Origin of the sequence: Archangium sp. Cb G35, from assembly GCF_001896145.1 — a bacterium.
Taxonomy (GTDB): Bacteria; Myxococcota; Myxococcia; order Myxococcales; family Myxococcaceae; genus Archangium; species Archangium violaceum.
Genome location: NZ_MPOI01000003.1, coordinates 499,026 through 524,200 on the forward strand (window position 1 = coordinate 499,026; position 25,175 = coordinate 524,200).

The 25,175-nt window shown below is 68.7% G+C and carries 21 protein-coding genes; 8 read left to right on the forward strand and 13 right to left on the reverse strand.

Features of this window, described 5'->3' with window-relative positions:
• The first annotated feature begins 29 nt into the window (after positions 1 to 29).
• Positions 30 to 968, forward strand: a complete 939-nt coding sequence (locus BO221_RS12355) for a DUF2381 family protein (protein WP_158079830.1) — start codon at positions 30 to 32, stop codon at positions 966 to 968.
• Positions 969 to 1,082: 114 nt separating this feature from the next.
• Here BO221_RS12355 and BO221_RS12360 read toward each other — a convergent pair whose 3' ends face one another.
• From BO221_RS12360 to BO221_RS12390, 7 genes are all read right to left on the reverse strand, one after another.
• Entirely contained in the window at positions 1,083 to 1,826 is a 744-nt protein-coding gene (locus BO221_RS12360) for an Imm52 family immunity protein (RefSeq protein WP_073560615.1), read from the reverse strand.
• A 12-nt stretch (positions 1,827 to 1,838) separates the two neighbouring features.
• Positions 1,839 to 3,398, reverse strand: a complete 1,560-nt coding sequence (locus BO221_RS12365) for a Tox-REase-5 domain-containing protein (RefSeq protein WP_233165932.1) — start codon at positions 3,396 to 3,398, stop codon at positions 1,839 to 1,841.
• A 102-nt stretch (positions 3,399 to 3,500) separates the two neighbouring features.
• On the reverse strand, positions 3,501 to 4,256 hold the full coding sequence (locus BO221_RS12370) for an Imm52 family immunity protein (RefSeq protein ID WP_073560616.1): 756 nt from the start codon (positions 4,254 to 4,256) through the stop codon (positions 3,501 to 3,503).
• 12 nt (positions 4,257 to 4,268) lie between these two features.
• Positions 4,269 to 5,831 (reverse strand): Tox-REase-5 domain-containing protein, encoded by a 1,563-nt coding sequence (locus BO221_RS12375; protein ID WP_233165933.1) that lies wholly within the window; start codon positions 5,829 to 5,831, stop codon positions 4,269 to 4,271.
• Positions 5,832 to 5,938: 107 nt separating this feature from the next.
• On the reverse strand, positions 5,939 to 7,288 hold the full coding sequence (locus BO221_RS12380; protein WP_073560822.1) for an AarF/ABC1/UbiB kinase family protein: 1,350 nt from the start codon (positions 7,286 to 7,288) through the stop codon (positions 5,939 to 5,941).
• Positions 7,289 to 7,301: 13 nt separating this feature from the next.
• Positions 7,302 to 9,185 carry a protein kinase gene (locus tag BO221_RS12385; protein WP_073560617.1) on the reverse strand — a complete coding sequence of 628 codons (1,884 nt, stop codon included), beginning with the start codon at positions 9,183 to 9,185 and terminating at the stop codon, positions 7,302 to 7,304.
• Positions 9,186 to 9,704: 519 nt separating this feature from the next.
• Positions 9,705 to 9,977 carry a type II toxin-antitoxin system RelE/ParE family toxin gene (locus tag BO221_RS12390; protein WP_143195410.1) on the reverse strand — a complete coding sequence of 91 codons (273 nt, stop codon included), beginning with the start codon at positions 9,975 to 9,977 and terminating at the stop codon, positions 9,705 to 9,707.
• Positions 9,978 to 10,233: 256 nt separating this feature from the next.
• On the opposite strand from BO221_RS12390, the gene BO221_RS12395 reads away from it, so the two are divergent.
• The 3 genes from BO221_RS12395 to BO221_RS12405 all read left to right on the forward strand — a co-directional run bounded on the left by BO221_RS12395 (position 10,234) and on the right by BO221_RS12405 (position 15,014).
• Positions 10,234 to 11,574, forward strand: coding sequence for a short-chain fatty acid transporter (locus tag BO221_RS12395; RefSeq protein ID WP_073560619.1), 1,341 nt, complete (start codon positions 10,234 to 10,236; stop codon positions 11,572 to 11,574).
• Between the two features lie 65 nt (positions 11,575 to 11,639).
• Positions 11,640 to 12,149, forward strand: coding sequence for a hypothetical protein (locus BO221_RS12400; protein WP_073560620.1), 510 nt, complete (start codon positions 11,640 to 11,642; stop codon positions 12,147 to 12,149).
• A 354-nt stretch (positions 12,150 to 12,503) separates the two neighbouring features.
• Positions 12,504 to 15,014, forward strand: a complete 2,511-nt coding sequence (locus BO221_RS12405) for a sodium-translocating pyrophosphatase (RefSeq protein WP_083680977.1) — start codon at positions 12,504 to 12,506, stop codon at positions 15,012 to 15,014.
• An 84-nt stretch (positions 15,015 to 15,098) separates the two neighbouring features.
• Here the strand turns inward: BO221_RS12405 and BO221_RS12410 are convergent, their stop codons facing one another.
• Positions 15,099 to 15,419 carry a transcriptional regulator gene (locus BO221_RS12410; RefSeq protein WP_073560622.1) on the reverse strand — a complete coding sequence of 107 codons (321 nt, stop codon included), beginning with the start codon at positions 15,417 to 15,419 and terminating at the stop codon, positions 15,099 to 15,101.
• Positions 15,420 to 15,618: 199 nt separating this feature from the next.
• Here BO221_RS12410 and BO221_RS12415 point away from each other — a divergent pair, with 199 nt between their 5' ends.
• From BO221_RS12415 to BO221_RS12425, 3 genes are all read left to right on the forward strand, one after another.
• The gene (locus BO221_RS12415; RefSeq protein WP_083681009.1) at positions 15,619 to 16,533 is read left to right on the forward strand and encodes a fatty acid desaturase; all 915 of its coding nucleotides are present in this window, start codon (positions 15,619 to 15,621) and stop codon (positions 16,531 to 16,533) included.
• A gap of 120 nt (positions 16,534 to 16,653) precedes the next feature.
• Positions 16,654 to 16,857 carry a cold-shock protein gene (locus BO221_RS12420; RefSeq protein ID WP_043400630.1) on the forward strand — a complete coding sequence of 68 codons (204 nt, stop codon included), beginning with the start codon at positions 16,654 to 16,656 and terminating at the stop codon, positions 16,855 to 16,857.
• 67 nt (positions 16,858 to 16,924) lie between these two features.
• Complete coding sequence (locus tag BO221_RS12425) at positions 16,925 to 17,491, forward strand: DUF99 family protein (protein WP_073560823.1); 567 nt, start codon at positions 16,925 to 16,927, stop codon at positions 17,489 to 17,491.
• 75 nt (positions 17,492 to 17,566) lie between these two features.
• Here the strand turns inward: BO221_RS12425 and BO221_RS12430 are convergent, their stop codons facing one another.
• Both BO221_RS12430 and BO221_RS12435 read right to left on the reverse strand, forming a co-directional pair.
• Entirely contained in the window at positions 17,567 to 18,055 is a 489-nt protein-coding gene (locus tag BO221_RS12430; protein ID WP_073560624.1) for a hypothetical protein, read from the reverse strand.
• The gene (locus BO221_RS12435) at positions 18,052 to 18,609 is read right to left on the reverse strand and encodes a DUF2378 family protein (protein ID WP_073560625.1); all 558 of its coding nucleotides are present in this window, start codon (positions 18,607 to 18,609) and stop codon (positions 18,052 to 18,054) included. Before BO221_RS12435 ends, BO221_RS12430 begins: the two co-directional genes overlap by 4 nt.
• A 35-nt stretch (positions 18,610 to 18,644) precedes the next feature.
• On the opposite strand from BO221_RS12435, the gene BO221_RS12440 reads away from it, so the two are divergent.
• On the forward strand, positions 18,645 to 19,397 hold the full coding sequence (locus tag BO221_RS12440; protein ID WP_073560626.1) for a hypothetical protein: 753 nt from the start codon (positions 18,645 to 18,647) through the stop codon (positions 19,395 to 19,397).
• 6 nt (positions 19,398 to 19,403) lie between these two features.
• Here BO221_RS12440 and BO221_RS12445 read toward each other — a convergent pair whose 3' ends face one another.
• Genes BO221_RS12445 through BO221_RS12455 form a run of 3 tightly spaced genes read right to left on the reverse strand, consistent with a single transcriptional unit; the run spans position 19,404 to position 25,173 of the window.
• A complete protein-coding gene (locus BO221_RS12445; RefSeq protein WP_073560627.1) occupies positions 19,404 to 20,873 on the reverse strand; it encodes a TolC family protein in 1,470 nt (489 codons plus the stop codon).
• Between the two features lie 51 nt (positions 20,874 to 20,924).
• The gene (locus BO221_RS12450) at positions 20,925 to 24,041 is read right to left on the reverse strand and encodes an efflux RND transporter permease subunit (RefSeq protein WP_073560628.1); all 3,117 of its coding nucleotides are present in this window, start codon (positions 24,039 to 24,041) and stop codon (positions 20,925 to 20,927) included.
• A 31-nt stretch (positions 24,042 to 24,072) separates the two neighbouring features.
• Positions 24,073 to 25,173, reverse strand: coding sequence for an efflux RND transporter periplasmic adaptor subunit (locus BO221_RS12455; protein WP_233165935.1), 1,101 nt, complete (start codon positions 25,171 to 25,173; stop codon positions 24,073 to 24,075).
• Positions 25,174 to 25,175 lie beyond the last annotated feature (2 nt).

Sequence of the window (25,175 nt, forward strand, 5' to 3'; positions counted from 1 at the left end):
CCCGCCTTCTCTTGGAGGTTGACTCTCCCGTGTCCCTCGCGTCCCCCGTTGGCCTGCTCGCGCTGGCCCTCCTCACCACTTCCCCTGCGGCCGTCGAGCCGTCCCTCCCGGATGCATGTGAGCTGGCGAGCCCCCACATCGCCCTGACCATCGAGTCCATCGCGAATCCCCCCGTGGTGTGCATCAGCCCGGACCTGTCCCTCACCTTGCGCTTCAACTCGCTGCTTCAACCCGGCTCCGAGAAACTTCAGGAGCGCGAGCGCTTCCAGGAAGTCAACCCCGGGGAGATGAGTCTCATGCTGGTCCCTCCGGAGCGGCTGGTGGCCGGGGAGCGGTTCAAGGTGGAGGTGTGCTTCGCGGATGGCGCGGCCCCGGCATGCGCCACCGTCCTCTTGCTGGCCCACCCGGCACTCGGCATGCAGCAGGTGAAGGTGTTCCGCCAGGCACTCCCAGTGACGTACTTCCAGGAGGTGGCATGGGAGGCTCAGGACGAGAACCAGCGACTGCGCGAGGAAGTGCGGCGGTTGCGCGCCGAGCGCGGCGTGCCAGACGGGCTGCGCGGCGTGTTCGCCTCGGAGTTGCTGGCGACGAGAGGCATTGCGTGCGAGCCACTGATGGACAAAGTCACCAGGGCGAAGGGAAATGCACTCGTATTGAAAGACGTCCGCAGTTGCCGCGCCAGGGGCAGCGTCGCGCTGGAGGTGTTACTCGAGAACCTCGGCACGGCGGCCTGGACGGCGGCGGGCGCGGTGCTGCGAGGTCCCAGGGGAGAGGTGTTGAAGCCACTGCCACTCTGGCAACCAGCGCCCATCCTCGCGAGCACGCCGGAAACCGGGAACTCGAACTGGGGCCCTGTGGTGGTGGAAGTACCGGCCACGGAGGCGGAGGCCCGGGGCACGTATACCCTCACGCTCTGGGACGCGAAGCAGCAGCGCACCGTCACCCTGGGGAACATCACCTTCCCCTGACGCGGGCCCGCGGGTGTGCTTCACAGCTTTCCGCGGAGGACCACGGTCCGGTGCCCCAACTGCTTCGTCACCTCTTGGATGAACTGCTTCGACAGCGGCGAGCTCGTGCTCGTGTCACTCTGCTGCGGGCTCGGGTTGCGGACGTTGGATGAGGCCAGCCCGGTCGAGCAGCTCTCGGACGCGAGCGGTGAACGCCACGTGCTCGGGGTTGCTCGCCGTCATCGGCTCGGGGGAGAGCACCAGGAGCCAGCCCAGCGCCCCCACCGGCTCGATGCGCACGGGCGCGGGCAGCGGCGGCAGTTTCCCCAGGCGCCGCGACAGGTACGTCAGCCAGCCCATCCGCACCTCGGACCCGTCCTTTTCCACGAGGTCCACCATCTGCGAGGAGCTGGCCATGGCGTAGTCGGGGTCCCACGCAGTCACCATGCTGGTGAGCACCTCGGCCAGCACGGGCACGCGCAGCAGCCGTTCCCGGACAGCGCCCTGCCTGGGTGGGTAGAGCAGACACAGATTGGGTCCGCCCCACGGCGAGTATTTCCCACAGGACAGGTGAATCTCCGTGGCCTCTCTCTTGGCGTTCCACACAATCCTGCTGAAGCCCAGATCCTCAATGACCTCCCTGCCGACGTCGGTGCGATTCCTGCCCTTGAGCAAGAGGGACTCCAACTCCTTCATCTCCGGGCGGACAGGCCAGCCCGGCAACTCGCGGGGTGAGCCACGGCCCGCCCCGTACCACTGGGTAAACGTCGGGTCACACCGCGCCAGCATGTGGAAGAAGAGCTCCGCGCGCCTCGCACACTCCAGCGCCGTCTCCTGGCGCGGTCCCCAGTACGCTCCGACGTAGTACTTGTCCTGCATGCCTGCTCCTTTCTACTGCACGGGCCGCGTGTGGTGGACGGTGATGTTGTTCCAGCCCCTTTCCTTGAAGGTTTCGCGAAGGAACTCCGCCACCTTGGCATCGGCGACATGCCAGCTCACCGGCATCCCCAACCCTTGGGCCATCTTCGACTGATTCCTGGCCTGATCCATCAACTGCTCGAACTTGCCCGACTTCCTGAACCAGGACTTGGGCAAGCCATCCGCCTCGAAGAAGGAGCAGTAGCCGGGCCCCTTGGCCTCCAGCAGTTCCCCCAGCTTGATGCCGTCGAACTCCACTTTCCCAATCATGTACACCCACCACGCGGGCCGCCCCGTCACCTGCTCCTGATAGTCCTGGGAACGCTTGGACTCATTGGTGGGCTTCTTGTACGTCCACCTGCCGGGACTCCGCGCCGGAGCCGTCTGGGACGCATTCCCCGCTTTGCCTCTCACGCCGGTGTTGCGGCCCCGGCCCTTTGCCGCCATGTGGAGGATGGAGAAGGCACCCAGGTCCACGCCCACCGTGCCCGCCGTGCCCGCCACCACGGCTTCGCCCAGCACCAACTCTCCCCTGGCCGTGAGTGATAGCCCTGGCAGGTCCGCCCCCAGTCCGCCCATGCGTCCCACCGTGGCCCTCGCGCCCCCGAGCAACATGAGCAGGTGCGTGGACAGGCGCGCCGCCTCTCGTATCTGGTCCTCCCGCGACATGGCCCCGTAGCGCGCGAAGTACTCGGGCGAGGTGGCGATGAGGTACGCCACCGTGGTGGGCAACTGCCCCAGGTCCTCCAGCGTGCGGATGGGGTGGAGGATGGAGTGCGCCAGCGCCAGCGTCATCTCCGCCAGCGCGTCCTGGGCTCCGTCGAGCGCGGCGTTGAGCGGGTCCCTCCCCAGCCCCAGTTCCGCCAGGGGCAGGCTGTTCGCGCGCCGCAGGGCCTCGGTGACCGGATAGAAGACGCCACCGTGTGAGAAGTAGAAGCTGCCCACCACGAGGCGGCCCACCCTCCACTCCCCTTCCATGAGTTTCAGCGGGCCCCTGCGTTGAAGCGGCGTGCCGTCGAGCGCGGCCACCAAGTAGCCGTCCGGACGCACCATCACCAGCAACCCGAAGCGCTCGGCACGCCACTTCAAGTCGGCATAGTCCACGCGCTCACCGCCCTCGAGCACCTCAAGCAGCAGCCAGAACAGCGCCTGGCGTGGAGCGAAGCTCCGCTGTGTCACGGGTGTCTTCGCCAACCGGCCCAGCAGTTGGCGCGCCTGCTCCACGTAGAGCGCCGCACCCGCCGGGTGCCGAGCGTCCTCCCCGAGGCCACTGGCCTCCTGCACCACCTGGAAGAAGTCCGCCGTCTGTTCGGGGAAGCCGCCTGCGGCTCCCTCCGCCTCTCCAAGCGTGGCAGTGAGCTGCCGGGGTCCGGCACTGTCACGGAGCGAGGTGGGCCGCGAGTGGAGCCCGAAACCGCTCGTCAGGCTCGCGCGCGGATGACCCGTGGCGCACCCGCCGAGGAGCACGACCAAGGCCAGGTTCAGAAGCAGCGCCGCCCACGGGGGGAGCGCGCCAACACGACGAGTGGACACGCCCCACCTCCCCCAGCCTCATGGGCTGACAAGTGACACCCCGAAGTTCAGGGGGATGTCATGGGGAAGGTCAAGCCAGCAGAAGGACTTCGAGATGCCGTGTCACTCCGTGGCGGGCTCGGGTTGCGGACGTTGGATGAGGCCAGCCCGGTCGAGCAGCTCTCGGACGCGAGCGGTGAACGCCACGTGCTCGGGGTTGCTCGCCGTCATGGGCTCGGGGGAGAGCACCAGGAGCCAGCCCAGCGCCCCCACCGGCTCGATGCGCACGGGCGCGGGCAGCGGCGGCAGCGTCCCCAGACGGCGCGACAGGTACGTGAGCCAGCCCACTCGCACTTCGACCCTGTCCTTGGCTTCCATGAGCCTCACCATTTCCGTGGAGCCGGCCATGGCGAAGTCGGGGTCCCACGCCGTGGCCATGCACGTGAGCACCTCGGCCAGCACGGGCGCGCGCAACAGCCGCTCCCGTACCACTCCCTGCCGGGGGGGGTTGAGCAGACACAGATTGGGCCCTCCCCACGGTGAGTATTTGCCACAGGAGAGGTGAATGTCCGTGGCTTCCTTCTTGGCGTTCCACACAATCCTGCTGAAGCCCAGATCCTCGATGACCTCCCTGCCGACGTCGGTGCGATTCCTGCCCTTGAGGAAGAGGGACTCCAACTCCTTCAACTCCGGGCGGACGGGCCACCCCGGCAGCTCGCGGGGTGAGCCACGGCCCGCCCGGTACCACTGGGCGAATGACGCGTCACACCGCGCCAGCATGTGGAAGAAGAGTTCCGCGCGCCTCGCACACTCCAGCGCCGTCTCCTGGCGCGGGCCCCAGTACGCCCCGACATAGTAGTCCTCATCATCCTCTCGCATGCGTGCTCCTTTCTACTGCACGGGCCGCGTGTAGTGGACGGTGATGTTGTTCCAACCTTCCTTCTCGAAGAGTTTGCGAAGGAACTCCGCCACCTTGGCATCGGCGACATGCCAGCTCACCGGCATCCCCAACCCTTGGGCCATCTTCGACTGATTCCTGGCCTGCGCCATCAGCTGCTCGAACTTGCCCGACTTCCTGAACCAGGACTTGGGCAAGCCATCCGCCTCGAAGAAGGAGCAGTAGCCGGGCCCCTTGGCCTCCAGCAGTTCCCTCAGCTTGATGCCGTCGAACTCCACTTTCCCAATCATGTACACCCACCACGCGGGCCGCCCCGTCACCTGTTCCTGGTAGTCCTGGGAGCGCTTGGACTCATTGGTGGGCTTCTTGTACGTCCACCTGCCGGGTTCCCGCGCCGGAGCCTTCTTGGAGTTCTTCTCCGCCTTGTCGCGCGTGCCACCGCTTCCGCCCCGGCCCTTCCCCGCCATGTGGAGGATGGAGAAGGCACCCAGGTCCACGCCCACCGTGCCCGCCGCCGTGCCCACCGCCGCGGTTTCGCCGAGCACCAACTCTCCCCTGGCCGTGAGTGACAGTCCTGGCAGGTCCGCCCCCAATCCGCCCATGCGTCCCACCGTGGCCCTCGCGCCTCCGAGCAACATGAGCAGGTGCGTGGACAGGCGCGCCGCCTCGCGTATCTGGTCCTCCCGCGACATTGCCCCGTAACGCGCGAAGTACTCGGGCGAGGTGGCGATGAGATGGGCCACCGTGGTGGGCAGTTGGCCCAGGTCCTCCAGCGTGCGAATGGGATGGAGGATGGAGTGCGCCAGCGCCAGCGTCATCTCCGCCAGCGCGTCCTGGGCTCCGTCGAGCGCGGCGTTGAGCGGGTCCCTCCCCAGCCCCAGTTCAGCCAGGGGCAGGCTGTTCGCGCGCCGCAGGGCCTCGGTGACCGGATAGAAGACGCCACCGTGTGAGAAGTAGAAGGCGCCCACCGCGAGGCGACCCACCCTCCACTCCCCTTCCACAAGTTTCAATGGACCCTGGCGTTGAAGCGGCGTGCCGTCGAGTGCGGCCACCAGATAGCCGTCCGGACGCACCATCACCAGCAGCCCGAAGCGCTCGGCGCGCCACTTCAAGTCGGCGTAGTCCACACGCTCGCCACCCTCGAGCACCTCAAGCAGCAGCCAGAACAGCGCCTGGCGCGGCGCGAAGCTCCGCTGTGTCACGGGTGTCTTCGCCAGTTGGCCCAGCAGTTGGCGCGCCTGCTCCACGTAGAGCGCCGCACCCGCCGGGTGCCGAGCGTCCTCTCCGAGGCCACTGGCCTCCTGCACCACCTGGAAGAGGTCCGCCGTCTGTTCGGGAAAGCCGCCCGCGGCGCCCTCCGCCTCTCCAAGCGTGGCAGTGGGCTGCCGGGGTCCGGCACTGTCACGGAGCGAGGTGGGCCGCGAGTGGAGCCCGAAACCGCTCGTCAGGCTCGCGCGCGGATGACCCGTGGCGCACCCGCCGAGGAGCACAGCCAGGACCAAAGCTTGAAACAGCCGCGCGTCCGGAGAGCGCGCGCCAACACGACGAGTGGACACGCCCCACCTCCCCCAGCCGCATGGGCTGACAGTGACCCCCTGGAGTTCAGGGAGATGTCATGGGGAAGGTCAAGCCATCGGGTCGGCAATACAGAGCGGGGAGACCCTCACCCCGACCCTCTCCCAGAGGGAGAGGGGATATCCGCGCACAGCAGCGAGGCGACCTCCTGGAAGACACCGCGGAAATCGCCCCGAGCCCCAATCAGCTTCAGGTTCTGCGCCAGTCCTCCCGTCGAACGGAAGAACATCACCGCCTCGGCGGGCGGACGGATCTTCAGGAAGCGGGGAGCGTTGCGCGCGAAGTGCATCTTCATGTCGCGCGGAATCTGGCACGTGGCGTAGTCGTACGGCGTGGTACGCATCGGCCGCCCCGCGATATGCAGCACCTCCTGGATGAGCGGCGCCGCCTCCGCGTCCGGCAGCTCCGAGGTGAAGCCCACCTCCCGGCTCAATCCCATCACATCCATGGGCTCGAGCCGCACCGCGTGCAGGAACATGCGCCGGTTGGCGTCCACGAAACGCGGGCTGAAGCGTTTGATGGAGCCGAAGTCGAGCACCCCCAGCCGCCCGTCCTCCAGCACCATGAAGTTGCCCGGGTGCGGATCCGCCTGCAGCTCCCCGCTGAGGAAGAAGGGCCCGTAGATGGCGAGGATGAGCTGGCGCGCCACGCGGAAGCGCTCCTCCGCCGAGGGCCCGGACACCACCCAATCCTTCAAGGGACGGCCCCGGAGCAGCTCCAGGGTGAGCACACGCCGGGTGGTGCGCTCGGTGATGACCTCGGGCACCTTCAGGTCCGGCAGGCGCGCCGCGCCACGCGCGAAGGCGGTACACAGCGAGGCCTCGCGCAGGTAGTCCGTCTCCAGCAACATCTCCTCGCGCAACTCCTGGAAGTAGGCGGTGCCATCCGTGAGGCGCGAGGCCTTCGACACGGTCTTCACCACCAGGCCCAGGTTGTCCATGTCTCCGCTGAGCGTCTCGGCGATGCCGGGGTACTGCACCTTCACCGCCACCTCGCGGCCATCGTGCAGCACGGCGCGGTGCACCTGGCCCAACGAGGCGGCGGCGAGCGGCTTCGGCTCGAACGCGCGGAAGAGCACCTCCGGTGCATCCCCGAGCTCCTCGCGAAGGACGCGAGCCACCACCTCCCACGGCATGGGCGGCGCCTCGTTCTGCAGGCGGGCGATGACCTGGCGCACCTCGGGGCTGAGCAGCTCCGTGTCCATGGACACCGCCTGGCCCAGCTTCATGGCCGCGCCCTTGAGCTCTCCCAGCGTGGAGACGAGCTTCTCCGCGGCGGCCTTGCTCAGGAACTCCGGCTCCTGGCCGGCCAGCCGCTTCGCCCCACTCTTGAGCACGTCCGCACTGATTTGAGCGGAGAGTCCGGCCAGCTTGCGGAAGCGGTTGAACCGCCCCTGTGTGGGAAGCGTGTCGTCGGAGTCGGAGGGGTCGGAGGCCATGGGCGCGCCCATACTAACGGGGGGGCGCGGGAGCCGCATGTCCACGCATCCTCACCCGGAGGGCGTGCCAGCGTTTGAGGGCTTCGAGGTGGAGCGGATCCACCCGGAGGGCGGCCTCGTAGGCGGCGAGGGCCTCGGGCAGGCGGCTAGCGGAGCGGAAGGCATCCCCGGAAGCGAGGTGCAGCACCGAGTGCCCTTCCGTCTCCGGGTGGCGGGCGAGGAAGCGCCGGCGGCACGCCTCCAGGGCGGTGACGGTGAGGCCGGCGGCCAGGCAGCGCACCACGCCGTCCAGGTTGCGCAGCTCCGCGTCGTACTCCACGCGCCGCTCCAGGTGGCCGAGCACGAGGAGCGCCTCGGCCACCTTGCCGAGCGCCCGCTGCACCAGGGCCCGCTGGCCGGGAGACAGGGGAAGCGTGAGCAGGGGCTCCAGCCGGTTGCGCGCGTCCCGTGCACTGGTGCGCACCATGTCGGCGTCGGCGTCCCGGGGCACGCGCAGCACCGTGTAATGGTCTCCCGACAGCCGCTGGCGGAACTCGCGCAGGAGGGGCTCGGCACGAGCGTCGTCCTGGGGCGCGGCGGGCGGCGTGGGCTCCGGGGGCTTCTCCCCCGCGAGCAGCTGGGCGAAGGTCTGCTGGAAGGCGGCGGTGGCGTCGCGCAGCTCCACGCCGAAGCCCGGCACCATGTTCCACGCCCGGGCCTGCTCGGCCGTCACGTGGCCCACCACCTTGCCGGTGCAGGGCAGCTCGCCTCCGGGCAGCCGCAGCAGCAACGACACGTCCGCGAGGACGGGAGGTGGCTCGTCGCCGGTGCGCACGAAGAGGCCGGTGCGGCCCACGCGCTCACACGGGTACTCGCGCATGCCCAGCGAGCCATGCACCGGCACACGCGCGAAGAAGCCGGCCGTGGGCAGCGGCGCGGGCGTGCGCGCCGGAGTGATGGAGGCCTCCAGGGCGGAGCGCAGCTCGGCGGCGGTGGCGTAGCGCGCCTCGGGCCGCTTGGCGAGCGCGCGCAGCAGCACCGCGGACAGCGAGGGCGGAATCCCCGGGCGCACCTCGTGCGGCGGGCGCGGAGTCTGCTGCAGGTGGGCCACGAGGATTTCGGCGGCGTTGCTGCCGGCGAAGGGCGTGGTGCCGGTGAGCAGCAGGTAGCCCAGCACCCCCACCGCGTACAGGTCGGTGCGCGCGTCCACGTCCTTGCCGCCACACTGCTCGGGGGCCATGAACTCGGGCGTGCCCATGAGCACGCCGGTGCGGGTGGGCGTCTCCCCGTCCAGCCGCACGAGCCGCTTGGCGATACCGAAGTCGAGCAGCTTCACCCGGTGGCGCCCGTGGTTGCCCGGCACGAGGAAGACATTGGCGGGCTTGAGGTCGCGGTGGACGATGCCACGGGCGTGGGCGGCCCCGAGCGCCTCGCACACCTGGGCGAGCAGCTCCACGGCCAGCGCCGGCTCGAGTGGCCCGCGAGCGAAGGCGGCGAGACTCTGGCCCTCCAGGTACTCCATGACGAAGTAGGGGCGCCCGTCGCGCGTGTCGAGGTCGTACACGGTGACGACGTTCTCGTGCTGCACGAGGCTCATGGCCCGGGCCTCGGCGAGAAAGCGGGAGACGAGCTCCGGCTCATCGGCGAGGTGGCGGTGGAGTACCTTCACCGCGACGCGCTTGGGAATGAGGACGTGTTCGGCGAGCAACACCGTGCCCATGCCACCGCGCCCCAGCTCGCGCAGCGCCATGAAGCTGCCGAAGCGTTGACCCACGAGCCTCTCGGCCCGCTCGCCCGAGGGCGGCAGGGTCACCTGGGCCGACGCGCGGGCCTCGGGAGGGCGCACGACGGTGGGGCACTCCGCCAGCTCCGTGTGCGGAGTGTGGCAGGCGCAGTTGGGGCGGGAGTCGGGTTCCACGGCACCCCGAAACCATGCCAGCTTCGTGCCGTCGCCACCGACGAGGGTCCGCGCACCTGCTCCGTCGCGAAGTGGTTGAAGTGCCCTGCCTGTAGGACACTATCGGAGCGCATCCCCTCATTCCCTGGTACAGGCCACTCGTCGGAGGCCTGTAAAAAGCACCACGACGGGGCTGAAACTTCTACCGCCGCGCCGCCTGTTTCCAGTCCACCTCTGAATGATCCACTGCCGCTGCGCGGAGCCCGCTCGGGGCACACGCTTCACGAACTTGTCCAACAGTTGGACAAGTTGAGCGAGCCCGGCTCCGGAGGGTCCTCCTGCCTCGACGCGAGGAGCGCGAAGCGGTGGTCACGTCCGGAAGGGACGCGCGGCGGGCACTGAGGATGGCGGGGTGAGAGTCTGGGTGCGGGGCATCATCGCCGAGGGGAGTCGATGACGGCGTACGGCGTCCTGCGCACCAGGTGAAGCCACATCCCCTCTCCCGTGGGGGGCGAGGGTGCACAACGGAGGAAAGCCGCGTCAGTGACGGCCGTTGGCGGCCACGAGGTCAGAGGAGAGGGAAGCCAGATCGCTCTCCTCCCGCTCGACGTCGAGCACGGAGACGGTGCGGCAGGACTCGTCGACCTCGTAGAGCAGGGCGTAGCCGTCCACGATGCAGCGCAGCAAGGGGCGGTCGGTGGCGCCGAGCTTGAACCAGAGCGGGTTGAGAGGTGGAGCCACCTCGGCCAGCTGGGCGATGTCGTCGATGCGCCGGTGGACGCGTTCGACGAGGGCGGGTGGAAGCGCTTTCAAGGTGCTCCACAGCTCCACTGGGATATGGACGCGGTAGGCCATGGGGGGGCAGATGGCCATTGCACTTGCGTCCGCCAAGTGGGGGGCTGCGCATTCCCTGACATGTGGGGCCGTCCCATGGGTCCGTTCCGCTCGACTCTGGACACTTGGAGCGCCCGAAACGTGCGCCAGTGGTCATGGGGAAGGCCGCCGCGGCGCGGGGAGCGCGTGCCGGATTTCTCGGAAGGCGTGCTGCTCCGTGTTCAGATGCGCCCCCGTGGAAACACTCGTTCGCATCGCGGAGGCCCTCGGACGCTTCTCCGCGCGCTTCGTGCCCAGCTCGTTCGCCATCGCGGTGCTGCTGTCGCTGCTCACCATGGGGCTGGCGATGGGCTGGGCGGACGCGCCGCCGGGGAAGGTGGTGGACGCGTGGGGGGGTGGCTTCTGGGAGCTGCTCACCTTCTCCATGCAGATGGCGCTGGTGATGTTCACCGGGTATCTGCTGGCGCTCACACGGCCGGTGAGGGCGGCGCTGGAGCACCTGGCGGGGCTGGCGCGCAGCCCCCGGGGCGCGGTGGTGCTCATGGCCTCGGTGTCCATGGGGCTGGCCTACATCAACTGGGGCCTGTCCCTGGTGGCGAGCGCCATGCTGGTGCGCTTCGTGGTTCGGAGGCAACCGGACGTGGACTACCGGCTGCTGGTGGCCTGCGCGTACTTCGGCCTGGGCGCCACGTGGCACGCGGGCCTGTCCGCCTCGGCTCCGCTGCTGGTGGCCACCCCCGGCCACTTCCTGGAGAAGCAGCTCGGCCTCATCCCCATCGACCGCACGCTCTTCTCTCCCTTCAACCTCGGGCTCACCGTGGCGGTGGTGGGCGGCCTCACGATGCTGGCCTGGGCGCTGCACCCGAGGCCCGGGGCGGCGGTGCGGGTGGATCCGGCCATCCTGGAGCAACTCAAGGACTTCGAGCCGCCCGTGCGCCCGCGCGAGAAGAGCCCCGCGGTGTGGATGGACTTCTCGCCGCTGCTCAACGTCGTCTTCGGCGCGCTGGGCCTGCTCTGGTTCGGGCGCCACCTGTGGCTCCACGGCGGATGGAAGGCCATCAACCTCAACGTGGTGAACTTCCTCTTCCTCACGCTGGCGGTGCTGCTGCATGGCACGCCCGCGCGGCTGCTCAAGGCCAGCGAGGAGGCCGCCAGCGTGCTGCACGGCATCGTGCTCCAGTTCCCGCTCTACGCGGGCATCTACGGCATCTTCAAGGCCACCGGCCTCACCGAGCGCATCGGCCACCTCTTCGTCTCGCTCTCCACCCCGCAGACGTTCCCCGCCATCGTCTACCTGTACAGCGGCGTGGTGAACTACTTCGTGCCCTCGGGCGGCTCCAAATGGGCCATCGAGGCGCCCTACCTGCTGGAGGCGGCGCGGACGCTCGGGGTGGCGCCGGAGAAGGTGGTGCTCGCGTACGCCTGGGGAGACATGGCCACCGACCTCATCCAGCCCTTCTGGGCCCTGCCCCTGCTCGCGGTGGCACGGCTCGACTTCAAGGACATCCTCGGCTTCCTGCTGGTGGCCTTCTTCGTGTACCTGCCACTCGTCACCCTCGCCTTCTTCCTGTGGTAGACACTCGGCCCCAGCGGGCCAGCCGCAACGGCTGGCCCCATCCAGCCCATCGAGGGGGAGACATCATGGCAGGCAATCTGAAGAAGCTGGCGATGTGCGCGGTGGTGGCGTTCAGTGGCGTGGCGATGGCCCAGGACGCGGTGGAGAGCGCCCCGGCCCAGGAGCCCGTGAAGGCCCCGTCCGCCGACGCGGTGAAGACCACCTGGGAGTACTTCTACAAGGGTCAGGGCCAGGGCCCCGTGCTCGTGGACGCCAAGCTGTGCACCGAGGTGGCCAAGGACGGCCCCAACAAGTTCGAGTGCATCGCCGAGGCGAACCCCGACTCCGTCAAGGCCGGCACCAACGTCATGCTGTGGCAGTCCTACCTGGTTCCCCAGGGCGACAGCATCGAGGACCTGATGATCCAGGTGAAGCAGGGCAACGTGGTCCGCGAGACCAAGGACGTGAAGATCAAGGGCGAGGGCTGGCGCTCCCGCCAGTGGACCGGCGTGCGCCTGAACAAGGCCGGCGAGTGGACCGTCACCGTTCTCCGCGGCGATCAGGAGCTCAAGAGCATCAAGGTGAAGGTGCTCTGAGACGCAATCCCTCTCCCTCTGGGAGAGGGTGGGGGTGAGGGTCATCCCGAGAAGATGACCTTACCTGTGGGATAAGGTTCAGCACGAGAGGAACAGGGTGCAACACCCTCACCCCGCCCCTCTCCCAGAGGGAGAGGGCTGAACCCGGAATTCGACTTACCCACCAGGGCCGTGGTACACGCGGGCCGCCTTCAGGCGTGCTCTCCGGCCCTGAAGGGCGAGGCTGTGCTGAAGCGTCGGCGTGCGGACCCCCCGCCCGCAGGCGGCCAACCCCTCGACACACCCTCTTCTTCCCGGCGAGCGGAGGCCGAGAGCGCCGCCCGCCACAGATGAGCTTTTGAGGAGTTGAACCCCATGAACCCCACTTCACGGATGGACGCTCTCCGCGCGAGCGTCACCGGCACCGCCGTCAGGGTCCTCGGACTCCTGGCCGTGCTGGCCTCCGGCACCGCCCGCGCCAGCGAGGCGGACCTCGTCCTCCCGGACTTCAGCAGCGTCTCCTTCGTCGGCGGGCTCAACGGCCGCGCCCTGCTGATGGCCGGTATCGCCGTCTCCATCTTCGGCCTCGTCTTCGGCTTCATGCAGTACACGGCCCTGCGCAACCTGCCGGTCCACAAGTCGATGCTCGAGATCTCCGAGCTCATCTACGAGACCTGCAAGACGTACCTCGTCACCCAGGGCAAGTTCATCCTCATCCTCGAGGTGCTCATTGGCGCCGTGATGGTGGTGTACTTCGGCTTCCTGCGGCACATGGAGTTCATCAAGGTCGTCACCATCCTGGTGTTCAGCCTCATCGGCATCGCCGGCAGCTACGGCGTGGCCTGGTTCGGCATCCGGGTGAACACCTTCGCCAACAGCCGCACCGCCTTCGCGTCGCTGCGTGGCAAGCCCTACCCCACCTACGCCATCCCCCTGCAGGCCGGTATGTCCATCGGCATGGTGCTCATCTCCACCGAGCTCCTGCTGATGCTCATCATCCTCCTGTTCGTCCCCGCTGACTTCGCCGGCCCCTGCTTCATCGGCTTCGCCATCGGTGAGTCCCTGGGCGCCTCGGTGCTCCGCATCGCCGGCGGTATCTTCACGAAGATCGCCGACATCGGCTCGGACCTGATGAAGATCGTCTTCAAGATCAAGGAAGACGACGCGCGCAACCCGGGCGTGATCGCCGACTGCACCGGTGACAACGCCGGTGACTCGGTGGGCCCCTCGGCGGACGGCTTCGAGACCTACGGCGTGACGGGCGTGGCGCTCATCACCTTCATCCTCCTGGCGGTGCCGGGCGCGGAGTACCAGGTCCAGCTGCTCGTCTGGATTTTCATGATGCGCATCGTGATGGTGCTGGCCTCGCTGGGCTCCTACGGCATCAACGGCATCATCCAGGGCGGCAAGTACAAGAACGCGGACCACATGAACTTCGAGCACCCGCTCACGTTCCTGGTGTGGCTGACGTCCATCGTGTCCGTGGTGCTGACGTTCCTGGTCTCCTACCTGCTCATCCCCAACCTGGCCGGTGACACCACGCTGTGGTGGAAGATGTCCGCCATCATCACCTGCGGCACCCTGGCCGGCGCCATCATCCCCGAGGCCATCAAGGTCTTCACCTCCACCGAGAGCCGCCACGTGCGCGAGGTCGTCACGGCTTCCCGCGAGGGTGGTGCATCCCTCAACGTCATCTCGGGCCTCGTCGCCGGTAACTTCTCCGGCTACTGGATGGGCATCATCATCGCGGCGCTGATGGGCGGCGCGTTCTTCTTCAGCCTGGACATCCCCAACTCGCTGATGATCGCCCCCGCGGTGTTCGCCTTCGGTCTGGTGGCCTTCGGCTTCCTGGGCATGGGCCCGGTGACCATCGCGGTGGACTCGTACGGCCCCGTGACGGACAACGCGCAGAGCGTGTACGAGCTGTCCCTCATCGAGAACGTTCCCAACGTGAAGGCGGAGGTCCAGAAGGACTTCGGCTTCACCCCGGACTTCGAGAAGGGCAAGGAGTACCTCGAGGAGAACGACGGCGCGGGCAACACCTTCAAGGCCACCGCCAAGCCGGTGCTCATCGGCACCGCCGTGGTGGGCGCCACCACGATGATCTTCTCCATCATCGTCATCCTGGTGGGCATCACCGTGGGCGCCGACGGCCTGCGCTCGCTCAACGCCTCCAACGCCGCCAACCTGTCGCTGCTGCACGCCCCGTTCCTGCTCGGTCTGGTCACCGGTGGCGCCATCATCTACTGGTTCTCCGGCGCGTCGATGCAGGCCGTGTCCACGGGCGCCTACCGCGCGGTGGAGTTCATCAAGGCCAACATCAAGCTGGAGGGCGTGGAGAAGGCCAGCGTGAGCGACTCCAAGCGCGTGGTGGAGATCTGCACCCAGTACGCGCAGAAGGGCATGCTCAACATCTTCCTGGGTGTGTTCTTCAGCACCCTGGCCTTCGCGTTCCTCGAGCCGTACTTCTTCGTGGGCTACCTCATCTCCATCGCCATCTTCGGTCTGTACCAGGCCGTCTTCATGGCGAACGCCGGTGGCGCGTGGGACAACGCCAAGAAGCTGGTGGAGACGGAGCTGAAGGCCAAGGGCACGGACCTGCACGCGGCCACGGTCGTGGGCGACACGGTCGGCGACCCGTTCAAGGACACCTCGTCCGTGGCGCTCAACCCGGTCATCAAGTTCACCACCCTCTTCGGCCTGCTCGCCGTGGAGCTGTCGGTGGAGCTGGCCGCGGCCGGCCAGACGTCGCTGACCCGGATCCTCGCGGGCGTGTTCTTCATCGCCTCGATGGTGTTCGTGTACCGCTCCTTCTACGGCATGCGCATCGAGACCCCGATGGCCGCCATCGCCGGTGAGGGCAAGCCGGGCGTGAAGCCGGCCTAGTCACTCCAGCCCCCACGGGCTGACGTGACATGAGCGGCGGGGAGCCTCGGGCTTCCCGCCGCTTCGCTTTTGCGGGCCTGACCCTCAGCGGATGCGGAACGCGGGCGGGTCGATGCGGGTGGAGCGGCACTCGGGGCAGGAGCCGGGGCGCGTGAGGCGCTTGCGGTCCTTGAAGACGAAGCCGCAGGCGAGACACTCGGAGGGAATCACCTCGAGCGCGGCGCCACCGGCGCGCAGGGACTTCTCCAGGTGCTCCAGGTGCCCGGCCACGTCCTTCTCGGAGATGCCCACCCGCGCGGAAAGCTCCTTCGCGGTGAGGCCCGTCTCCGGCGCCGAGGACAGCTCAGCCTCCAGCGCACCACGCACCGTGGCGGCCCGGGGTTGGGGAACAGGGCTGGGACTCATCGGCCACGACCTCCCACGTCGAGAGTAGTCATTCTCAGCCGCCGGGACGGTCACTGGCGCATGCCTGCTCGGACAGCGCGAGTCGCGCCGCTTCCTGAAACGGTTCTGGCTGTCCCATACTGGGCCGGTTTATAGCCCCGGGACAACCATGACCCCTCGCTACGCAGCCGACTACCGAACCCTCCTCTGGTGCCTCTTCATGCCGGTCGTCGCCCTGGCGCAGTACGCACGGCCCGAGCTCATTCCCTACCTCAGCCCGCTCGGTTGCTATCTGGCCCTGGCCGCCGGAGTCATCGCGCACAACCACAACCACTGCCCCACCTTCAAGAACCGGCGTCTCAACACGCTGATGGGCCTGTGGATCTCCCACTTCTACGGCTACCCCACCTTCGCCTGGGTGCCCACGCACAACCTCAACCACCACAAGCTGGTGAACAAGGCCGGCGACGCCACCATCACCTGGCGCCACACCAACAAGAACAACTGGCTGGTGGCCTTCACGTACTTCTTCGTCTCGTCCTACTGGCAGAGCGATCCCATCAAGCAGTACATCGCCAAGGCGCGCCGCTCCAACCCCGCGCTCTTCCGGCAGATCATCCTGCAGTACGTGGTGTGGGCCGGCGCGCATCTGGCGCTGCTGGGCGTGGCCATGGCGATGCACGGGGTGGCCCTGGGCTTCAAGGTCTGGGCGTTCGCCTTCCTCATCCCGGCGCTCTTCGCGCTGTGGACCATCATGTTCTTCAACTACATCCAGCACGTCCACACGGACCCCTGGAGCGAGCACGACCACTCGCGCAGCTTCGACGGCAAGCTCATCAACTTCTTCCTCTTCAACAACGGCCTGCACACGGCCCACCACGAGATGGCGGGCGCGCACTGGAGCACCCTGCCCGAGCTGCACGCCAAGATTGCCCCGAACATCAACCCGGAGCTCATCCAGCGCAGCTTCTTCGGCTGGTGCATCCGCAACTACCTGCTGGCCCCGCTCTTCCCCAGCCTCGGCACGAAGCAGATTGGCCGCGCGCCCTTCGATCCGCCCTCGGGCGAGTCCGTGCAGCTGACGTCCGAAGAGGTGGACGCCCTGGAATCGGGCATCAACGCTGCTCGAACCTGAACACTTCGAGGCGGGTACCCTCTCGACATTTAGGAATAGAAGGACTACGCCTTCAACCCCGGCTCAAGTCCGAGCCGAAAAGGCGGCATGTTCCGCCTTGTAACGAAAGAAGAACGGTTCATGGCAACTGGCACTGTCAAGTGGTTCAATGACGCGAAGGGCTTCGGATTCATCACGCAGGACGGCGGTGGCGAGGACGTGTTCTGCCACCACACGGCCATCAACATGGATGGCTTCCGCACCCTGGCCGAGGGCCAGCGCGTGGAGTTCGAGGTGACGAAGGGCCCCAAGGGCCTGCAGGCCCAGAACGTTCGCGCTGCCTAGTCCGCCAACCCGGACGAGGCTAGGAGCCTGACCTCATCTGGGGTCGGGCTCTTTCTTTTTCATGGCCATGAGACTGCCTCCCCTGCCCCGAGTCGCGGGCTTCGACGATGCGCCCTTCACCAAGCGCCCGGGAGCGAAGGTGCCGCTGGTGGGCGTGGTGTGCGCGGGCACGCGTTTCGAGGGGCTCGTCTGGGGAGGAGTGCGCAAGGACGGGTGGACGGCGACGGACGAGGTGTGCCGGCTGCTGGTGGGGGGCAAGTTCCTGCCGCAACTGCACCTGGTGCTGCTGGACGGCATCGCCTTCGGGGGCTTCAACGTGGTGGACCTGCCGAGACTGGCGGGGACGCTGGGCAAGCCGTGCGTCTCGGTGATGAGGCGATTGCCGGACCTGGAGGCGATGGAGCGCGCATTGCGCCACCTGCCGAGGCCGGAGCGGCGGCTGGAGTTGCTGAAGCGAGCGGGCCCCATCCATCAACTGGGAGGCTTCACGTTCCAGGTGCAGGGAGCGGAGCCGGAGTGGGTGGCCGAGGCACTGAAGCGCCTGACGGACCGGGGGAATGTGCCGGAAGCCCTGCGATTGGCCCACCTGATCGGCTCGGCGGTGATCACGGGAGAGAGCTCCAAGCGGGCCTGAGTCCCAACATCCCCTCGCCCTCCGGGAGAGGGACGGGGTGAGGGTGCCACGAGCCCCGGGTTCCCCACCGTGCCCCTACCTGCGGACCTCGGGGGGAACCTGTTCCAACCACCCCACCTCCAGACAAGCCCACAGCCCCAACAACACCGCCTCCGCGGCGTCATGCCGGAGGGACGTGGGCCGAGGAGCCCCGGACCACTCAATCACGCGGCGGGCGAGCCCATCAGCGGCATCCTTGGCCAGCCCACCGGAGCGCTGCTCGCGGGCGTACAGCAACCGGGCGCGCCAGTCCTGGGCGGACACCCGAAGCACGGGGAGCGCGCGCCGCGAGGCCTCGCGCTCCCACACCTCGGCGATGGGCCCGCCTCCCTCCAATACCAGCCACGCGAGCATCCCGGCCGAATGAAGCACGGAGGGCACGGCGCGCTTCAACCGGGACTGGCTGCCGAAGTTCTGCGAGCGGTACCAGCGCAACCGCCCATCGGGGCCATACAGCGCCAGTCCGGAGCGCAACCCGAGGTCCACGGCGAGCAGCGCCGGGCCCTCGGGTGCGCCGGGGCTCACGCCCCCTCCGTCCAGGAGACGCGGAAGGTGACGCTCTCGGCGGTGAAGTCGATCAGGTCCACGCGCACGCCCATGTCTCCAGGGCGGGCGGCGCGCAGCGTCTCGAGCATGGCGCCCTGGACGACATAGCGGGTGGGCCCGGGCTCATTCACACACAGCTCCACCACGTTGGCCGCGAGGTCCGTGTGGCGGACCTCCGTGTAGTTGTTGCCCGAGCGGAAGTTCTGCTCGGTGCGCGCCACCAGGCGCTGGGGGCCGAGCAGCTGGAGGACGCGGAACATCAGGCGCCCGGTGAAGGTCTCCCGGTAGCCCTCCACCATCCGCGCGCCCAGCCACTGGTAGGCCACGGACTGGAGCTCGTTGGGGTAGAGCGCGTCGGCGGCGATGGACACGCACCGGGCCCAGGTGTCGAAGGAGTAGGCCGGCAGCAGCTTGCAGTCCAGGTCCAGCCCGGCCTGGCGCAGCTGCTGCTTCACGGCGGGTGAAATGCGCCTGGCGAGGCCTCTCACGAAGAGCCCCTCGACGGTATGTTCGTAGACGAGCCGCTCCGGCATGCCGGAGAGTCTAGCGCGGACGGGAGAAACACTTCATGGGACTGCAAAAAGAGCTGGCGACCCTGGCCATGCGAGCCACCCCCCTCCCGGGTGGGGGGGACAACTTCATGGCCGCCGCCAACATCCCCACCCCGGTGCCTTCGCTGCCGGGCTCCATCGGGGCGGTGGCGCACGAGCCCTTCATGGCCCGCGAGACGCGGCGCTCCTTCGACCTGGTGGTGGTGTTCACCATCGGAGACTTCGCGGAAGCGACGGGGTGCTCCGAGTACTACAACCCGCACAGCCCCTGGTACAACGTGTTCTACGGGGCTTACGGACTGCGCTCGTACGAGCCGGACGGGAGCGCGTGGGGCTTCCACGCGGACGGCAGCCCCAACATCCCCGAGATGATGCAGGTGCCGGAGCTGGACTACAACTGGCTCACCGCCGGTGCGCTCGGGTGCCCGCCGCCGCGCATGTGCTTCCGCGCCGAGGAGGTGACGCCGGGCCGGCACCGCTCCTGGCACGTGCTGGACGTGGCGGCCACCATCCCCAGCGGACTGCACTACCTGAGGGACGCCGTGTCGCCGGATCTGCGCTACTACGCCGTCTTCGGCCTGCCCCATGATGACTTCATGGCCGGCGGACGGCAGAGCTACGAGCCGGTGAGGATGCGCGGGCGGATGCTCTACAAACAGGTGGGGTCCAACCTCACGCTCGCCTGGGGCGGGCTGTGCCCGGACACGGCCGAGGGGAAGAGACTGCTCTCGGCCGTGCTGGACTCGATGGACTCGCTCTACCCCGGCTGAGCGGCCCTACGGCTTGCCCTGCTCCGCCTGCTCGAGCGAGGCGGCGATGCGGCCCGCGGCACCGGCCAGCTCCACGCGGCGGATTTCGAGCGTGGCGCGGGCCTGGGCCGCGGCGCTGGCGGCGAGGAAGCGCCGCGTGTCCGCGTCCGACATCTCCAGGCTGGTGGACATGCCGGCCCGGAAGGCCGCGGCCACCTGCTTCTGCACCCGGGCCGCGAGCTGCGCCTGGGACTCGGCCTGGGCCAGCGCGGCCTCGGCGGCCTGGATGTTGGCCCGGGCCGCCACCCAGTTGGCGTGGGCCCTGGCGCGCGCCGACTCGTACTGCGCCTTCGCCTGCGCCAGCCGGGCCCGGTCCTCCGCCAGCGCCGCGTAGCGCTGCCCGCGGTCGTACAGCGGCATGGAGGCCGCGACGGAGATTTCGTAGGTGGTGTTCTGCCCGGTGAAGCCGGCGTTGGAGTTGTAGAGGCCGCGGGCCTGGGCCACCACGCTCGGCAGCCACGAGAAGAGGTCGTACGTCACCTTGCCCTCGTTGGCCTTCACCGCCAGCGAGGCCGAGCGCACCGCGTACGTGTCCTCCCAGGGGCTCTGGTCCTCGGAAGGGGTGAGCCACTGGGGGCCACCCGTGGCCTCGAACGGAGCGGGCTGCACCGGCTCGCCCACCAGCGCGCCCAGGAGCGCCACCAGCTGCGCGTATTGACCGGAGAGCTGCGCCAGCTGCACGCGGGCCTGGGCCGTCTCCGACTGGGCACGCAGCAGCGCCGCCTCCACCGTCATGCCCGCGCCAAGCTGCGCCTTCGCCTCACCCTCGCGCTGGAGGGCCACCGACTCGGCCTCCCGCGCCGCGTCCATCATCTGCTGGATGCCCTGGATCCCCAGGTAGGTGCGGGCCACCGCCAGCAGCACCTGCTCGCGTGCCTCCAGGGCGCCCAGCTCCGCCGCCTCCGCGCCCGCCTTCGCCGGGCCGAGCAGGAAGACGCCCGCCGGAGTGAAGAGGGGCTGGGAGATCTGCGCCGTCGCGTACTGCGAGTTGCGCGCCGTGATGACGACGGGCTCCGGGACGAGCTGCGGGTTGACGGGCAGGAGCTGGAACACGCCGGCCACCAGCCCGACGAAGCTGCCGAGGTCGAGCTGGGCCTCGGCGCTGGCGTGGACGTACTGGGCGCCGACCGTCAGCTCGGGCTGCCAGGCCGTCCAGGCGCGGCGGACACCGGCGGCGGCCACGGCGGACTGGGCGCGGGCGGCGGCCACGTCCGGGCTCTGCACTGCGGCCAGGGAGAGCGCCTCGTGCAGCGTCACCGTGCGCTGCGCACCGGGAGCGGGAGCCCCCACCGTCGCGGGCTGCGCGGAGGGAGCCGGCCCCACGGCGCGCGGGGCATCCGCGGGCGCCTGGGCGAGCGCACCGAGCGGAGAGAGAGCGGCGAGGAGGACGAGCGACAGGGGGCGCCGGGCGGACCCGGCGGCGATTCGGATGAACATGGGCAGGGACAAGGCGAAGGAGGATGGGGAGAGGGGCAGCGCCCGGACCGCTCAGGCGGCGCGCTGCTCCTGGGACTCCGGGACGGGGATGGGCAGGCCCTCGTCCTTCTTCTGGGGGCGCTTGGAGAAGCCGATGCGCTCCATGGCCGCGAACACCACCGGCACCACCAGCAGCGTGAGGAAGGTGGAGGTGATGACGCCGCCGATGACGGCGATGGCCATGGGGGCGCGGAACTCGGAGCCCACGCCCTCGCCGATGGCCGTGGGCACCATGCCGATGGCCATGGCGGCGCTCGTCATGAGGATGGGGCGCAACCGGCGCGGACCCGCCTTCATGAGCGCCTCGTCCACCGTGGCGCCCTCGCGCAGGTACTGCAGCGCGCCGTCCACCAGGAGGATGGCGTTCTTCGTCACCAGGCCCATCAGCAGGATGATGCCGATCATCGCGCCCATGGACACGTGGTAGCCGCCGAAGACGAGGCCCAGCAGCGCGCCCACGAGGGCCAGCGGCAGCGACACCATGATGGTGAAGGGGTGCTTGAACGACTCGAACTGGCTGGCGAGCACCATGTAGATGAAGACGAAGGCCAGCAGGAACGCGGTGGCGAAGGCGTCGTTCTGCTCGGACATCATCTTGATCTGCCCGTCGTAGATGAGCGAGTAGCCCGGGGCGAGCGGCTTCTCGGCGATCTTCTCCTTGAGCTTCGCCGCCACGTCACCCAGGGCGGCGCCATTGAGCTGCGAGTAGATGGCGAGCTGACGCTGACGGTTCTCGTGCTCGATGACGCTCGGGCCGTCACGCAGCTCCACCTTCGCCACGTCCGTCACCGGGACGAGCCCCTTGGGCGTGGCGATCATGATCTGCCGCACGCGCTCGGGGGTGGCGCGGTCGCGCTCGCTCAGCCGCACGCGGATGTCCGTCTCGTCCACGCCCTCGCGCAGCTTGGCGGCCACGTCACCGCCGATGGCCATGCGCATCTGCAGGGCGATGGCCGCGGCGCTCACGCCCAGGTCCTTGGCGCGCGCCCGGTCCACCTCGATGGCCAGCTCCGGCTTGGGCGGGTTGTAGTCCACGCGCACGTCCGCCGTGCCCGGGATATCCCGGAGAATCTGGGCGATGCGCTCGGACTCCTCGTGGATCTTCGCCAGGTCCGGGCCGGTGACGCGAATCATGATGGGATAGAAGTCGCCACCCAGACCGTCGATGATGGGCAGATCCTGCAGGTTGATGCGGGTGGCGGGCAGGGCCGGGGTGAGGAGAGCGCGCGCCTCTTCCTTGATCTCCTGGATGCCCCGCTGGCGGGACTGCTTGTTGGTGACGATGACCCGGAGGCGCGCCTTGTTCACGTCGCCGTTGTCACCAACGATGGCGTAGATGTCCGTCACCTCGGGCATGCCCTTGAGGACCTTCTCGGCCTGCGCCACGCGCGTGGCCGTCTGATCCAGGCTGGAGGCGTCGGGCAGGATGAGCTGCACGATGAACTGCGAGCGGTCCTCGGCCGAGATGAACTCCATGCCCAGGCGGCTGGCGGCCCCGAAGGACACCACCATCACCAGCACGGTGATGCCCGTGGTGAGCCACTTGTGGTCGAGCACCCAGCGCAGGATGTTCGAGTAGACGCGCTCGCTGCCGTCCAGGAAGCGGCGGATGGAGCTGGCCACCGCGTTCTCCTGGTGGTGCTCACCGGCCTGCCGCTGCTTCGCCAGGCGCGCGGACAGCATCGGGTCCAGCGTGAAGGAGATGAAGAGCGAGATGAGCACCGCCACCGAGATGGTGATGCCGAACTGCTGGAGGAACTGGCCCACCATACCCGGCATGAAGGCCACCGGGACGAACACCGCCACCAGGGCGAACGTGGTGGCGAGCACCGCCAGGCCCACGTCCTTGGTGCCGTTGGAGGCCGCGCTCACCGGATCCTCGCCATTCTCCAGGCGGTGCGTGATGGCCTCGCGCACCACCACCGCGTCGTCGATGAGCAGACCGATGGCCAGCGACAGCGCCAGCAGCGTCATCTGGTTGAGCGAGTAGCCCAGCACGTACATCACGAAGAACGTGCCGATGACGGAGGTGGGCAGCGCCAGCGAGGAGATGAAGGTGCCGCGCGGATCCAACAGGAACATCAGGATGATGAGCACCGCCATCGCGCCACCGAAGAGGAGCGCGACCCACACCTCGTGGGCGTTCTCGCGGATGTCCACCGACTGATCGATGAGCAGCCGCGTCTGGAAACCGTGGCCCAGGGTGGGCACCACGGTGTCCATGGCCTTCTTCACCGCGTCACTCACCGCCACGGTGTTGGAGCCAGGCTGCTTGATGACCTCGAGGATGACGGCGTCATTGCTATTGAGGCGCGCCGTGGTGCGGCGCTCGGCCGCGCCGTCGGTGATGGTGGCGATCTCCTCCAACCGCACCTGCGTGCCCGTGCGGCTCTGGGCCACCGGGAGCTGGCGCAGCTCGTCCACGCTCTTGAACTGACCCAGCGAGCGCACCGTCAGCTCGGTGGGGCCCAGCTGCAAACGGCCCGCGGGCAGGTCCAGGTTCTCCTGGCCAATGCGCTGGCCGATGTCCATCACCGACACGCCCACCGCGCGCGCCTTGTCCAGGTCCACGTCCACCTGGATTTCACGCACGTCACCGCCGTTGATGCGCACGTCCGCCACGCCCTCCATCTGCGCCAGCGCCGGCTTGAGCTTGTCCTCGATGATTTTACGCACCGCGCGCGAGTCCACCTCCGCGCTCGCCGCGTAGGTGAGGACGGGCACCGCGGAGATGTCCACGCGGCCCACCACCGGCACATCCGCCTCCTGCGGCAGCTTGTTGGTGATGCCCGAGACCTTGTCGCGCACCTCCTGCACCGACCGGTCCAGGTTGGCCGACAGCTTGAACTGGACGATGACCGTGCCCACGTTCTCGCGGCTGAAGGAGTGGATCTTGTCCACGCCGCTGATGCCGGCGACGGCATCCTCGACGGGCTTGATGATCTGGGTCTCGATCTCACCCGGGCCCGCGCCCTTGTAGATGGTGTTGACCACCACCACCGGGATGGAGATGTCGGGGAAGAGATCGGTTCCCAGCCGGGTGTACCCCATCACTCCGAGGACGATGAGGCAGAGGGACATCATGGCCGTGAAGACCGGCCGGCGAATGGAGACGTCGCTGAGGAGCATGGGGGGACGCCCTGGAATCGTGCGGCGGGGATTACTTCACGGAGACGCGCGTACCCTCGGAGAGGGACGGCGTGGGGAACTCGACGACCTTGTCCAGCGGGGCGGCGGCCTTCACCACCACCTCGCGCATGCCACGCTCGAGGACCTGGACGTCCACGCGGCGCACCTCGCTCGAGGCGCCCACCACGAAGACATGATCACCCCCCGAGGAGGACAGCGCGGAGGCGGGCACGGCCTGCGCCTCCTGCTCGTCGCTCAGCGGGAGGATGACGCGCGCCAGGGTGTTGGCCACGAAGCGGCCATCCTTGTTGGGCACCAGGATGTCCACCGGGATGCGGCGGGTGGCCGGGTCCGCCGAGGCGATGACGGTCCGGATGACGGCCTCGTCCGAGGTGGCGCCGCCACCGACGACCTCCACACGCACCTTGGTGCCCGGCTTGAGGCGGGCGCGGACGGAATCGGTCACCGTCGTCTTCAGCAACAGGGTGCCCAGGTTCTCCACGCCGAACATCGGCGCGCCCGGGCCCACGATGGCGCCCACCTGCTCGGGCGCGTCCACGACGGTGCCGGAGAAGGGAGCCTTGAGGTCGTGCTTGCGGCGGCCCGCCTGCGCCTGCGCGAGCTGCGCCTTCGCGGCCAGCAGCTGCGCCTCGGCCTGCTTCGCCTGGGTGCTGGAGGTGAGGTTCTGCAGGTCGCTCACGTTGCCCTGCTCCTGCAGCTTCGCGTTGCGGCTGGCCACGTCGGAGGCCATGGCGGCGCTCACCTCGGCGGCGGCCACCGCGGCCTGGGCCTGGGCGAGCTGCGCGTCCGAAATCTCCGGGTTGAGCTGCGCGAGCACCTGGCCCTCCTGCACCGTCTGGCCCTTCTTCACGCGCACCTTGTCCAGGCGGCCACCCACCTCGAAGCCCACCTGCAGGGCCTGGGCGGGGAAGAGCGTGCCCGTCACCTCCTCGCGCAGCGACGTCTTCACCGAGCGCGGGGAGAGAACCGTCACCGCGGGAACCTCCGTCGCGGCGGCCTTGGTGGCGGCGGCCGGAGCGGCGTCGGCCTTGCAGCCCGACAGGGGAAGCGCGGTGGCGGCCAGGCCGACGGCGGCGAGCCCGGCGACAAGCGGCGTCCTGGAGAGTTTCACGG